The following is a 13,246-nucleotide window of genomic DNA, read 5'->3' as shown; positions in this document are numbered from 1 at the left end:
AATCCAGGATTTAACAGCGGAAAAGAGCATAGATTTCTTCTGTCACATGGTCAGCGCCTGCTTTCCACAGGCAGAACATCGTTTAAAGCACCGGTCTAAATTAAAAGCTACTCTGGGAAGATAACCAAAATCCTCCAACAAAGTAAAGAGGGGAAAGAAAATGGCCATAGGCGGCAGCATAACCGATATTACCCATGCCAGCACCCGGTATACACCGTGAATGAAAAGCCCGGACAGAATTGCCGGAATCCCCGCTGCATCTGCAGCAATAGCCAGGCGGTCTTCGATACCAAATAACAGATTGCTTAATAGCTGGGATGGATAATTGGCGCCTGTGATAGTCAGCCAGAAAATCCCCAGAAGAACCAGAAACATAATAGGAAATCCAGTTGCTTTACTGGTAAAGAGACGATCCAGTTTTCGGTCTTTCCCGTTATAGGTCTTATTCTCAAATACCACGACTCCCTTACATAACTCTTCTGCTTTTCGGATAAATACAGCAGCCATATCATCGCTAACCTGTTCCTGGCTGATTCCCTGCTCTCTCCATTCGCTCCAGATTTCAGTCAGGCATGCCTTTACAGCCTCCGAGTCTGCCAGAGGCTTTAAATATCTGTTTACTGCTCCCATCAGGTTTTCATTGGCATCCAAAAGCCTTGCACAAAGCCACCGTACCTTAACTGCTCCGTCTGATACTTCCTCCACAGCGGGAGCCAGCCTTTTTATTGCCTCTTCAATATATTGGGGATAATATATGAGCACAGGTCTCTCATAATTAGTCTCCTTTTCTTTGATGCACCGCTTTAACCCCTGGTATATCTGGTTCAGTCCCTTTTTGCTTCTTGCTGTTGTTCCTGCTACAGGAGCGTGGAGCCGTTCCTCCAAAAGATCCAGATTTAAAACAATCCGTTTCTTCTTTGCCTCATCCATAAGGTTTACGCAGACCACCACACGGTCAGCTGCCTCCGTAATCTGGAGTACCAGGTTTAAATTCCGCTCCAGACAAGTGGCATCACAAACAGTTACTACTGCGTCGGGATTTTCAAAGCAGATGAAATCCCGAGCAACCTCCTCTTCTGTAGAGTGTGCCATAAGGGAATAGCAGCCTGGAATATCCACCATAACATACCCCTGATCCCCATCCCGGCACCAGCCCTGGGCATTGGCAACTGTTTTGCCGGGCCAGTTTCCGGTGGGTTGATGCAGTTAGCCGAAAAATAACGGGTTTGTGATGGAAGTTTGTTCAAACTGTGAAATATTTGTGAATTTATTCTTAATTTTAACTGATTTCTATTTTTTTAATACAACTTAATTTTTTTTAAGAAATAAATAACAAATTTGCCATTGATTTTATTCAATTTCGGTGCTACACTGAGTTCTGACTTCAGGGACATAGGACAACCGGAAGCCATACAACCATAATACCTATGCAGTCTCAAGGAGGATATAATTATGAGGTTAACAACAAAGAAACTGGTTCTGACAGGTGTTGCAGTATTAACAATGGCAGCTATCTCCGCATGTGGAAATACCAAAACTTCTGAAACAACTGCCGCAACAAAAGCAGAAGTAACAACCGAAGCTACTACAAAACCAGCAGAAACTAAAAAAGAAGTAAAAGAAAGCAGTTCTTTAGCAGAAACTAAAAAAGACGAGACTAAGAAAGAAGAAACAAAAAAGGACGAAACCAAGAAAGATGAAACAACTGTTGCAGAGTCCAAGACTGGCGACAGCAAAGTGAAGGCAGAATCCACAGCTGCTGCAAAAGACAGTAAAGCAGCAGGAACAGAAACAAAGAAAGCTTCTAATTAGTTAGTAAGATTCCTACATAGCATACCAAAAGGCAGATCCGTCAATTCGATCTGCCTGCATTTTTATATAGAATCATTCCGTTGAACCAGTTTCTTTTTCTTCTTTTTTCCGAAGATTTTTCAGAGTGATCTCCACTCCCTCTTTTTCCCCTATAATTCTTGCCAGCGCTTCAAAGGCCTTGACCGGGTCTGCCTGATTTACTGTGGTGATAGTATCTGCCACTACTACCACCTCCTTTCTGGTTCATTGTATGTTCCGCTGTTTGTCCTTCTTACCTTATTTAAAGCAATCACCGGAAATGGGTTTTAATTTTCTGACGGAGGGAGTAGATTATACCAGGAGATGATAGAATGAAACATGCTGAGGAATCAGAGAAACTGCTGCGTGTAGCCGTCTACATCCGTGTGTCTTCCGATGAACAGGCGGAACGGGGCGATTCCATAAGAGATCAAAAAGAGCGGGGCATCAAATACATCGAAGAACATAAAAATATGGTTCTGCAGGATATTTATCTGGACGACGGCGTTTCCGGGCAGAAAATTGACCGGGACGACTTTACCCGTTTAATGAATCATGTAAAGGAAGGGCTTGTGGATCTGATTATATTTACCAAGCTGGACCGGTGGTTTCGCAGCCTGCGCCACTATCTCAATACCCAGGCAGTCCTGGAAAAATATCATGCAGCATGGACCGCCATCGACCAGCCCTTCTTTGACACTTCCACTCCCTACGGCCGGGCATTTGTGGCCCAATCCATGACCTGGGCAGAGCTTGAGGCACAAAATGGCGGTCTTCGTGTGGCTGATGTCTTTCGTACAAAGGTCACCCACGGGGAGGTCATAACAGGCAAAGTCCCACACGGATACCGGATCGATAATAAGCATCTGGTACTGTCAGAGGAAGCCCCTGCCATTCAGGATACGATTTTTTATTTCTTAAAACATCAATCCATGAATCAGGCTGTACAGTATTTGAAAGACACACACGGAATTATCATGTCGGTACAAAACTTTAAACAGTCAATCCTTCGCAATGAAAAAATCACCGGGCGTTACAGAAGCAATGAGACTTACTGTCCCCGTCTGGTTTCCGATGAAGCCTTCCATCAGATTCAGCGCATTCTGGATCTTAACAGCAATATAAAATCCAGCCAGAAATACCCCTACATTTTTACCGGCCTTTTAGTGTGCGCCGAATGCGGTCAAAAAATGGGCGGCTGTCATATCAATACAGTTTCAAAGCGGAAGGACAAAACAGTGCTCCGATATAAATATCCAGCCTACGAATGCAAGCGGCACCGGTCTTTCAGGAAATGTGACAACGGGGGGGCAATCAGGGAAGTCCGCATTGAGGAATATCTTCTTAAAAATGTAAAAAAACAGGTTGGATCTTATATTGCAGACTTTGAAGCAAAAAGCAAAAAAACAATTGATAACCGTCAGAAAAAAAATCAGCTTGAAAAGAAAATTGACCGGTTAAAGGATTTATATTTAAATGAAGCAATTACACTGGAAGAATATAAAACTGACAGAGAAGAATTAGAGATCCAGCTGAATAAACTTTCTGATATAAAGCAGCCGCCTGAAAATCCGGAGGCTTTCATAAATATGATTAATAAAGATTTTGAAAGCATGTATCAATGCCTTGATAACCAGCAAAAGCGCCTGTTCTGGAGGTCAGTCATCAAAGAAATACGCCTGAGTAAGCGCTCCGGCTGTCGCAGGGAATATACTATTATTTTTTTATAACGATTTTACCACTAAATACATGATCCGGTGTGCTGGTTCATCCCAGTCAGCTGATTAAATACCGTACTTTTCCCCACATTGGGGTTTCCGGCCAGCGCTATCACCAGATCTTCCGGCTCCTTTTTTTTAATTTCAAGTCCACAGTCTACCGATTTGATTCCCATGGATTCTCTGCTTAGTCCCATATATCTTCCTCCGCAGTGACACAGGCAGCCGCAATCCCCTCTCCATAACTGGGCTCAAAGGACTCCTGGTCATGATTCTGTATCAAAACCCTGACGGAATCTTCATTTCGCAGGGCTATTACAGCACCTCTTATTAAAAATGCAGTTGGATCCCCAAGTGGACTTTTCCCCACGCACTCTACTACAGTGCCCTCAATCAGTCCCATATCCTGTAATCTGCGTCTCATATCATCACAAACGGTCAGTCTGGAAATGATTCCTTTCTGACCTCTTTTTAAGTCATTTAAGCAAAAGCGTCCCGACATCTCTTTAACCTCCGAAAAAGTTTCCATATCCTAACATATGCATTTGATAAAAAACAGGTTCCTGTCTCACTCATCCCCCTGCAGCCCTGGTAATTCATAGAAACCGCCGCCTTTGAATAGATATAACTAACAGCCGTATACAAGGAGGAACTGACTATGCCTCAGAACGATAATTTTTATACATTAAAGGGTTACTCTCTTTTGGAGCATACAAAAATCACATCCTCGATGGAAGATTACCTGGAGATGATATACCGGCTATCTCAGGAAAATCAGCCTGTACGCATTAAGGAACTGGCCGAGTGTCTTCATGTCAAGCCCTCCTCTGCTTCTAAAATGACTGGGAATTTAAGGAAACAGGGGCTGGTTGGCTTTGAAAAATACGGGACCGTATCTCTGACCAGTGACGGAAAGGAGTTAGGGGAATACCTCCTGTTCCGGCACCAGATTCTTACCCGTTTCTTTTGTTATGTCAACCAAAAAGCCGATGATCTGGAGCAGGTGGAAAAAGTTGAGCATTTCATTGATCCGGAAACAGTGTATAATATTCAAAAATGGTTGGATAAATTTGCATAGATATGCTTGTGTGATTTGATATTTCGTCGTATACTATAGCATAACACGAACATTTCTAAGGAGGAGAAACACATGGATAAGATTAAGATGACAACCCCCATAGTCGAAATGGATGGCGACGAGATGACCCGTATTCTCTGGCAGATGATTAAGGACAACCTTCTGCTGCCCTATATTGACTTAAAGACAGAATATTATGACCTTGGACTGGAATATCGGGATCAGACAGATGATAAAGTGACCACTGATTCTGCTCTGGCCACAAAGAAATATAAAGTAGCCGTTAAATGCGCCACTATTACGCCAAATGCTGCCCGCGTAAAAGAATACAACTTAAAAGAGATGTGGAAAAGCCCCAATGGCACCATTCGTGCAATTCTCGACGGAACTGTATTCCGGGCGCCTATAGTTGTTAAAGGAATCGAACCATGTGTTGTAAACTGGAAAAAGCCCATTACCATTGCCAGACATGCTTACGGTGATGTTTACAAAGGATCTGAGATGAAGATCCCCGGTGCCGGCAAAGTAGAACTTGTTTATACTGCCGCTGACGGAACAGAGGTACGGGAACTGGTTCATAACTTTGAGAGTGCCGGAATTGTCCAGGGTATGCATAATATTAACAATTCCATTGAAAGCTTTGCAAGAAGCTGCTTTAATTATGCACTGGATACAAAGCAGGATTTATGGTTTGCAACCAAAGATACCATCTCCAAAAAGTATGACCACACCTTTAAGGACATTTTCCAGGATATCTTTGATGCTGAGTATGAGAACCGCTTTAAGGAAGCAGGTATTGAATATTTCTATACCTTAATCGATGATGCGGTAGCAAGAGTGATGAAGTCGGAAGGCGGTTATATCTGGGCCTGCAAGAATTACGACGGAGACGTTATGAGTGACATGGTTTCCTCTGCATTTGGATCTCTTGCAATGATGACCTCAGTTCTGGTTTCTCCTGACGGCGACTTTGAGTATGAAGCAGCACACGGAACGGTACAGAGACATTATTATCAGCACTTAAAGGGTGGGGAAACTTCTACCAACTCCGTTGCTACCATTTTCGCCTGGACAGGAGCTTTAAGAAAGCGTGGAGAGCTTGATGGCAATCAGGAACTGGTTGCATTTGCAGATAAGTTAGAACAGGCCACCATCGATACCATCGAGGCTGGAGAGATGACAAAGGACCTTGCGCTTATTACAACAATTGAAAACCCCACTGTTTTAAACAGCGAGGAGTTTATAAAAGCGATTGCAACACGACTTTAAATTTCTGTCTTTACACACCAAGCATTGAAAGTTATAATTAAAATATAAAAAGGAACAATCGCCCACAAGGTGGTTGGCCGTTAATCAGATAGAAAATCCACCCGAGTACAAGGGTGGTTTTTCTTATTTATTGCTACTTACAAAATGTAAAAACGAATGTAAGTAATGCCAGAAGGAAAAGACCAAAGGTCATTAGATCTTTAAAGTCAATTTTAACATATCCCAACAATGATCACAGCTCTTATTAAAAACGACATTTTTTTCAAAATCTCTGTTCAACCCATTATCAAAATGATATAATGAAAGTTATCATATGAAGCACTGGTAATGGAAGGACCTATAAACATGAATCTACGACATCTAACAATCTTTAAAACAGTATGTGAGGAAGGAAGCATTACAGGAGCGGCGAAAGCGTTGTCTATGACTCAGCCCGCTATCTCTCATGCCATCAATGAACTAGAAGAATCCGTTGGCTCCCCCCTGTTTGACCGAGTATCCCGAAGAGTAATGATTAATGAAAATGGTAAATTTTATTTATCCAAAGTGATTCCTCTTCTGGAGTTATACCAGGATCTGGAGAACTATTCTGGTTCCCTGCACTTACAGGCACCTTTGCGGGTGGGCTCCTGTGTGACTCTGGCCAGTTACTTACTTCCTAACGCTGTTTCCCGTTTCGCTCTGACAAATCCTGACATACAGCTGAAGGTTACCGTAGATAATTCTGGGGAAATCATCAGCAAACTGTTAAAGAATGAGCTGGATCTGGCTTTGGTAGAAGGTGTCGTATCCGACGAGCAGCTGGAGAAAATTCCATTTTCCTCCTATCCCATGGCTGTAATCTGTTCTCCAAGCCATCCCTTTGCAAACCGGGCTGCACAGCCGGTATCCTTAGACAGGCTGATTGAAGAACCTCTTTTATTACGAGAGACCGGCTGCACCATCAGAGATACCTTTGACTGCGCGCTGGCACTGAATAACTTATCTGCAGAGCCGTTGTGGACCAGTACCAATTCTGACGTAATTTTACAGGCAGCCAGAGAAAATATTGGGATTGGTGTTGTACCAAGAATTTTTGCCGATGAATCCATTAAAAAGGGTGAGGTTTTTGAGATCGAGGTAAAAGATATGGAGATCAGCTGTATGAATCATGTTGTATTCCATAAAGACAAATTTCAGACAGAATCCTTTCAGGCTTTTATTAATCTGGTCTTATTTGACTGATATACATAAAACAAAAGCGCCGCACATCATCTCCCATCAGAGGAAGACTTGTGCGGCGCTTTCTATTTATGCTTTTTCAGACAAAATGTGGTCAATACTTACAATCTTAACACAGAGTGCAAATAATTCCATGGCCTGCTTTAAATCCGGCAGGGTTGGATAAGACGGTGCAATACGAATGTTGTTGTCATGAGGATCCTTTCCATATGGATAGGTTGCTCCTGCACCAGTCATCACCAGACCTGCTTTTTTGCATTTTGCAACAATGGTTTTGGCACAGCCATCTAAGGAATCAAAGGAAATAAAATATCCACCTTTTGGACAGGTCCATTCGCCGACTGCAAGACCGCCCAACTCTTTTTCCAGAGTTTCAATCACAGCTTCAAATTTAGGTCTCATGATATCTGCATGCTTTCTCATATGCTCTACCATTCCATGAATATCCCCAAAGAAACGTACATGACGAAGCTGGTTCACTTTATCATGGCCAATGGTCTGAATCTTTAACTGCTTCATGATGTCTGTTAAGTTGTTCTCGCTAGCGGCAATCGCTGCGATACCGGAACCTGGGAAGCTTACCTTTGAAGTAGAAGCAAATTTATAAACCATATCCGGATTACCGGCTCTCTTACATTCTGCCAGAATCTCAATTAAATGATCCTGCTCGTTATCGTATAAATGATGAATGGTATAAGCGTTATCCCAGTAAATACGGAAATCGCTTGCTGCCGGTTTTAAACGGGCAAAACGGCGTACGGTTTCATCGGAGTAAGAAATTCCCTGAGGATTGGAGTACTTGGGCACACACCAGATGCCCTTGATGGAATCGTCTGCAGCCACCAGCTGTTCTACCAGATCCATATCCGGGCCAGTTGGAGTCATAGGTACGTTTACCATCTCAATTCCAAAGTATTCCGTTATGGAGAAATGTCTGTCATATCCAGGTACAGGACAAAGGAATTTCACTTTATCCAGCTTACACCAGGGAGTGCTTCCCATAACACCGTGGGTCATGGAACGGGAAACGGTATCATACATTACATTTAAGCTGGAATTGCCATAAATAATAATGTGATCCGGTGCAACCTCCATCATATCGGCAAGAAGTTCCTTTGCCTCCTTGATTCCATCAAGCACACCATAATTGCGGCAGTCTGTACCGTCATCGCAGGTTAAATCATCGCTGCTGCTTAACACATCCATCATTCCCATGGAAATATCCAGCTGCTCGGCACTTGGCTTTCCTCTGGACATATCAAGCTTTAAGTCTCTGCCCTGAAACTCCTTATACTGTGCAGAAAGTTCCTTTCTAAGCTCCTGTAACTCTTCCTTTGTCATCTCAACATACGGCTTCATAGATTTCTTCCTCCTCATAAAGATTCCTCTAACCTAACAGTTCCTTCAGAATTCGGTTGACCGCTCCCGGATCAGCCTTTCCTTTCATGGAACGCATGGTCTGACCAACCAGAAAGCCCATGGCTTTCTCTTTTCCGTTCCGGTAGTCCAGGGCGGACTGGGGATTTGCAGCAAGAATCGCCTCAATGGCGGACTTAAGGGCACCTTCATCGCTTACGACTTTCAGTCCCTTTTCTTCTACATAACGCTCCGGATCGATATCATTTAAGAAAATCTGCTCAAACACTTCCTTGGCAACCGTGCGGTTAATGGTTCCATTATCCACTAAAACAATCAGTTTTGCAAGATTTTCCGCAGAAAATGTCATATTTTCCATTTCCATCTCATGCTCTTTTAACAGTCTCATGCCCTCTACCATCAGCCAGTTTGCTGCTTCTTTCGGCTTCTGACAGATGGCTGTAACCTGTTCAAAGATATCAGCCATGTGCTTGGATCCGGTAATAATATCCGCGTCGTATTCAGAAAGACTATATTCCTCCTGGTATCTTGCCATCTTCTCAGTCCGCAGTTCCGGCTGCTTCTCTTTAATGCTCTGAATCCACTCATCGCTTATGGAAATAGGCGGCAGATCAGGATCCGGGAAATAACGGTAATCTTTCGCATCCTCTTTGGAACGCATGGCATGAGAAGACTCCTTGTTGTCATCCCAGCGTCTGGTTTCCTGAACCACAGCTTTCCCGTCTTCAATCAGCTCAATCTGGCGCTTTCTCTCCCCTTCAATGGCACGTGCAATGGCTTTAAAGGAGTTTAAGTTCTTCATCTCAGTTCTTGTTCCGAACTGGGAAGCGCCTGCTTCTCTTACCGATAAGTTTACATCAGCTCTCATGGAACCTTCCTGCAGCTTGCAGTCAGAGGCGCCTAAGTACTGAATGATTAAACGCAGCTTCTCCAAATAAGCGATTACCTCATCTGCGCTTCGCATATCCGGCTCAGAAACGATCTCAATTAACGGAACACCGCTTCGGTTAAAATCAACCAAAGAACAGTCTTCCCACTCATCGTGAATCAGTTTTCCTGCATCCTCTTCCATATGGATCTCATGAATTCCTATCTTTTTCTTTCCTGCAGCTGTATCAATCTCCACATATCCGTCGTGGCAGATGGGGAGATAAAGCTGGGAGATCTGATAATTCTGGGGATTGTCAGGATAAAAATAATTTTTACGGTCAAATTTACAATTCTGGTTAATCTGACAGTTTGCTGCAAGGCCTACTGCAAGGGCGTATTCCACCACCTGTTTGTTAAAAACGGGAAGAGATCCCGGCATTCCGGTGCAGACCGGACAGGTGTGGGTGTTGGGCGCTCCGCCGAATTCTGTGGAACAGGAGCAGAAGATTTTTGTTTTAGTCGCAAGCTCAACATGGACTTCCAGACCAATCACTGTTTCGTACTGTTTGCTCATTTACTTCTCCTCCTTTTCTTTCATTGCCTTTACAGCCAGAGATGGCATCTCGTAGGTTCTGCTTTGCTCCACTGCAAAACCGGCCCTTAAAATATTCTTTTCCTGGAAACAGTCTGCAATCAGCTGTACGCCGATGGGAAGTCCCTTCTCATCTGTTCCAAACGGAACGGACAGACCGGGAAGTCCGGCTAAGTTTACTGAGATTGTGTAGATATCTCCCAGGTACATCTTTAAAGGATCGCTTAAGCTTTCGCCCAGTCTTGGGGCTGTGGTCGGTGCCGCAGGTCCTAAAATTACATCATATTTGGAAAATGCCTCATCAAAGGCTTTCTTAATCAGTGCTTTTGTCTTTAATGCCTTCAAATAATATGCGTCATAATAACCGGAACTGAGTACAAAAGAACCCAGCATAATACGGCGTTTTACTTCCGGTCCGAAGCCCTCAGAACGGCTCTTTTTATACATGCCGTGAAGTCCTGTATATTCCTTCGCCCGGTATCCGTATTTTACACCGTCGAAACGGGACAGATTGGAGCTGGCTTCTGCAGAAGCGATCACATAATATGCCGGAATGGCGTACTCCACCATGCCAAGATCAAAGGTTTCCACAATAGCACCCTTTTCTTCCAGTACCTTTGCAGCCTTCAAAACAGCTTCTTTTACTTCCGGTTCCAGACCCTCTCCCATATAATCAGCAGGTATTCCTACCTTTAAGCCTTTTACCTCACCGGTTAAATACTTGGTAAATTCATAATCCTCCCTCTGTACGGAAGTACTGTCCATACCATCATGGGAAGCCAGAACCTCAAGAATGGCTGCACAGTCAGTCACATCCTTTGCTACCGGTCCAATCTGATCTAAGGAGGAACCGTAAGCGATGAGACCATAGCGGGAAATCGTTCCGTAAGTTGGCTTTAAACCCGTAACACCGCAAAAGGAAGCCGGCTGTCTGATGGAACCGCCCGTATCAGAGCCCAGAGCGAAAAAGCACTCAGCTGCTGCCACTGCCGCACAGGAACCACCAGAGGAACCGCCTGGAACATGCTCCGGATTCCAGGGGTTTCTGGTGACGCCAAATGCAGAGGTTTCCGTTGTACTTCCCATTGCAAACTCATCCATGTTGGTTTTTCCAATGATTACAGCTCCCGCCTGTTTTAAATTCTCCACTGCCTTGGCATTGTAGGTAGGAACAAAATCGGATAAGATCTTAGAACTGCAGGTAGTTTTCAGTCCTTCCATGCAGATGTTATCTTTAACTGCTGCCGGAACACCGGCAAGAGGACCAGTCAGTTCTCCTGATTCAATACGCTTTTGGATCTCCTCTGCCTGCTTTAAGGCACCCTCTTCATCAATGGTTACGTAGCTGTTAAGCTCCGGTTCCATGGCCTTAATCTGGCTTAAAACCGCTTTAACAGCCTCAGGGGAGGTAACCTCTCCCTCTTTTATCTTTTTCCCCAGCTGTACCGCTGTGAGGGACAATATTTCGCTTACTGTCATTTTAATTCCCCCTATTCCACTGTCTTCGGCACTTTGAACGCTCCATCTTTGCTTTCCGGTGCGTTCTTTAAGATCTGGTCTCTGTCGTCTCCGTTTGTCACTACGTCTTCCCGGAATACATTGTAAACTGGAAATACATGTGACATGGGTTCTACTCCATCTGTATCAAGTTCATTTAATTTATCAATATAATCAAGCATACGGCCCATATCCTTTTTCGCCGCTTCCTTTTCTGCATCATCAAGCTCCAGCTTGGCGAGAATGCCTACATACTCAATTGTTTCATCATCAATGATGTGCGCCATTTCTTTTCGTCTCCTCTCCGCCTGTTATTACGGTTCCAGCCTTGTTACATCTCTTGGGAACAGTGTGGTCTCTCTCACGTTTGACTCGTCAAGAAGACGCATGGTCAGACGTTCCAGACCAATTCCCAGTCCGCCGTGAGGAGGCATACCATACTTAAATATCATTAAATAGGAAGAGATGTCCTCGGGATTCATTCCTCTGGTCTCCATTTTTTTTATGATGGTGTCATAATCATGGATTCTCTGGCCTCCGGTTGTGATCTCAAGTCCCTTAAAGAGTAAGTCAAAGCTTAAGGTGAATTTAGAATCTGCCGGATCATCCATGGCATAGAACGGACGCTTTTTGGAAGGATAATGAGTGACAAATACGAAATCACTGCCATACTCTTCTTTAAAGTAACGGCCGATTAAAACTTCCTCTTCTGGTTCTAAATCATAGGGGTTTCTAATCTTTCTGTTATATTTTTCAGATACCAGCTCTTTGGCTTTATCGAAACGAACCTGGGGAATGTTGGTTACATCAGGAAGGTCGATCTTTAACATAGCAAGTTCCTGTGCATATTCCTCACAAAGAAGCTCGAAGACATACTGTAACATGGCTGTTTCCATTTCCATGATCTCCTCAAAGCTGTCAATGTATCCCATTTCAAAATCCATGCTGGTATATTCATTTAAATGTCTGGTTGTATTGTGTTTCTCTGCGCGGAAAACAGGTGCAACTTCAAATACCCTGTCATATACGCCAACCATAGTCTGTTTGTAAAACTGCGGGCTCTGACCCAGTTCTGCTTTTTTATTAAAATAATCCAGTTTAAATACGTTTGATCCGCCTTCTGCGCCCCGGGCTACAATCTTTGGTGTACGGATTTCGGTAAAATTCTGGGAATGAAGAAAATCCCGGAAGCCTCTTACAATTCCTTCCTGAATACGGAATTTTGCACGCTCCATGGGGTTTCGCAAGGTAATGGGGCGAAGACCCAGCTTTGTTTCCAAAGAGGTTTTTAACTTCCACTTGCTGATGGCGATAGGAAGCACTTCTGCCGGCTGTGACAACACGGTTATTTCCTGAAGCCTGATTTCAAATCCATGAGGTGCCCGCTCCTCGCCGCTTACCACACCGGTAACACGAATTGCAGACTCTTCTTTTAACTGGTTTAAATCAAAGGCTGTTTTACCGTCTTCAAACACGCACTGTACCAGACCTTCGGCTTTTCTCAAAATAATAAAAGCCACATCACCCATGTCACGAATGGTATGGACACTTCCTTCCATTCGGACTGTCTTTCCTGCATAATCACCAGATATAATTTCCTGGATTCCCACTGTTTCTTTCTGTTTTACACCACTGATAAATTCCATGATTGATTTCTCCTTACCTGAATGTAATTGCTTTGATTCCGGAGAAATATTTTATGACAATAAAATATCCCGTCCCGGAATACAGTTACATATTCCGGGACGGGATTACTAGGCTATAGACTCCCGCGGTACCACCCGCATTGAGATA

Annotated in this window: 14 protein-coding genes; 5 read left to right on the top strand and 9 right to left on the bottom strand. The window is 43.8% G+C overall.

Annotated elements, in window-relative coordinates; translation table 11 throughout:
- Nucleotides 1–42 precede the first annotated feature (42 nt).
- Entirely contained in the window at nt 43–1,206 is a 1,164-nt protein-coding gene (locus ACOAOT_RS01070; protein ID WP_420216634.1) for a FeoB small GTPase domain-containing protein, read from the bottom strand.
- A gap of 246 nt (nt 1,207–1,452) precedes the next feature.
- Here ACOAOT_RS01070 and ACOAOT_RS01065 point away from each other — a divergent pair, with 246 nt between their 5' ends.
- Complete coding sequence (locus tag ACOAOT_RS01065; RefSeq protein WP_420215244.1) at nt 1,453–1,812, top strand: hypothetical protein; 360 nt, start codon at nt 1,453–1,455, stop codon at nt 1,810–1,812.
- Between the two features lie 72 nt (nt 1,813–1,884).
- Here ACOAOT_RS01065 and ACOAOT_RS01060 read toward each other — a convergent pair whose 3' ends face one another.
- Nucleotides 1,885–2,034, bottom strand: a complete 150-nt coding sequence (locus ACOAOT_RS01060) for a hypothetical protein (protein WP_420215243.1) — start codon at nt 2,032–2,034, stop codon at nt 1,885–1,887.
- A 128-nt stretch (nt 2,035–2,162) separates the two neighbouring features.
- On the opposite strand from ACOAOT_RS01060, the gene ACOAOT_RS01055 reads away from it, so the two are divergent.
- On the top strand, nt 2,163–3,560 hold the full coding sequence (locus ACOAOT_RS01055; protein ID WP_420215242.1) for a recombinase family protein: 1,398 nt from the start codon (nt 2,163–2,165) through the stop codon (nt 3,558–3,560).
- Nucleotides 3,561–3,571: 11 nt separating this feature from the next.
- Here ACOAOT_RS01055 and ACOAOT_RS01050 read toward each other — a convergent pair whose 3' ends face one another.
- Both ACOAOT_RS01050 and ACOAOT_RS01045 read right to left on the bottom strand, forming a co-directional pair.
- On the bottom strand, nt 3,572–3,745 hold the full coding sequence (locus ACOAOT_RS01050) for a FeoB small GTPase domain-containing protein (protein WP_277406084.1): 174 nt from the start codon (nt 3,743–3,745) through the stop codon (nt 3,572–3,574).
- Complete coding sequence (locus ACOAOT_RS01045) at nt 3,736–4,050, bottom strand: FeoA family protein (RefSeq protein ID WP_104438179.1); 315 nt, start codon at nt 4,048–4,050, stop codon at nt 3,736–3,738. The genes ACOAOT_RS01050 and ACOAOT_RS01045 overlap by 10 nt, the downstream gene beginning before the upstream one ends.
- 156 nt (nt 4,051–4,206) lie before the next feature.
- Between ACOAOT_RS01045 and ACOAOT_RS01040 the strand changes: the two genes are divergently transcribed.
- The 3 genes from ACOAOT_RS01040 (at nt 4,207) to ACOAOT_RS01030 (ending at nt 7,119) form a co-directional block, all read left to right on the top strand.
- Nucleotides 4,207–4,626 (top strand): metal-dependent transcriptional regulator, encoded by a 420-nt coding sequence (locus ACOAOT_RS01040; RefSeq protein ID WP_420215241.1) that lies wholly within the window; start codon nt 4,207–4,209, stop codon nt 4,624–4,626.
- Nucleotides 4,627–4,698: 72 nt separating this feature from the next.
- Nucleotides 4,699–5,895, top strand: a complete 1,197-nt coding sequence (locus ACOAOT_RS01035; RefSeq protein ID WP_420215240.1) for an NADP-dependent isocitrate dehydrogenase — start codon at nt 4,699–4,701, stop codon at nt 5,893–5,895.
- Nucleotides 5,896–6,240: 345 nt separating this feature from the next.
- Nucleotides 6,241–7,119 (top strand): LysR family transcriptional regulator, encoded by an 879-nt coding sequence (locus tag ACOAOT_RS01030; RefSeq protein ID WP_420215238.1) that lies wholly within the window; start codon nt 6,241–6,243, stop codon nt 7,117–7,119.
- Nucleotides 7,120–7,185: 66 nt separating this feature from the next.
- On the opposite strand, the gene ACOAOT_RS01025 is transcribed toward ACOAOT_RS01030, so the two are convergent.
- The 5 genes from ACOAOT_RS01025 to aspS are packed head-to-tail and all read right to left on the bottom strand — an operon-like array spanning nt 7,186 to nt 13,098.
- The gene (locus ACOAOT_RS01025) at nt 7,186–8,475 is read right to left on the bottom strand and encodes an aspartate aminotransferase type Ic (protein WP_420215237.1); all 1,290 of its coding nucleotides are present in this window, start codon (nt 8,473–8,475) and stop codon (nt 7,186–7,188) included.
- A gap of 28 nt (nt 8,476–8,503) precedes the next feature.
- A complete protein-coding gene (gene gatB, locus ACOAOT_RS01020; protein WP_420215236.1) occupies nt 8,504–9,937 on the bottom strand; it encodes an Asp-tRNA(Asn)/Glu-tRNA(Gln) amidotransferase subunit GatB in 1,434 nt (477 codons plus the stop codon).
- A complete protein-coding gene (gatA, locus tag ACOAOT_RS01015) occupies nt 9,938–11,434 on the bottom strand; it encodes an Asp-tRNA(Asn)/Glu-tRNA(Gln) amidotransferase subunit GatA (RefSeq protein ID WP_420215235.1) in 1,497 nt (498 codons plus the stop codon). It abuts the gene before it with no gap.
- An 11-nt stretch (nt 11,435–11,445) separates the two neighbouring features.
- Nucleotides 11,446–11,739, bottom strand: coding sequence for an Asp-tRNA(Asn)/Glu-tRNA(Gln) amidotransferase subunit GatC (gatC, locus tag ACOAOT_RS01010; protein WP_277406079.1), 294 nt, complete (start codon nt 11,737–11,739; stop codon nt 11,446–11,448).
- A gap of 27 nt (nt 11,740–11,766) precedes the next feature.
- A complete protein-coding gene (gene aspS / locus ACOAOT_RS01005; RefSeq protein WP_420215234.1) occupies nt 11,767–13,098 on the bottom strand; it encodes an aspartate--tRNA(Asn) ligase in 1,332 nt (443 codons plus the stop codon).
- Nucleotides 13,099–13,246 lie beyond the last annotated feature (148 nt).

The organism is Lacrimispora struthionigena (genome assembly GCF_048627165.1).
GTDB lineage: Bacteria > Bacillota > Clostridia > Lachnospirales > Lachnospiraceae > Lacrimispora.
This window is presented reverse-complemented; position numbering and strand designations above follow the sequence as displayed.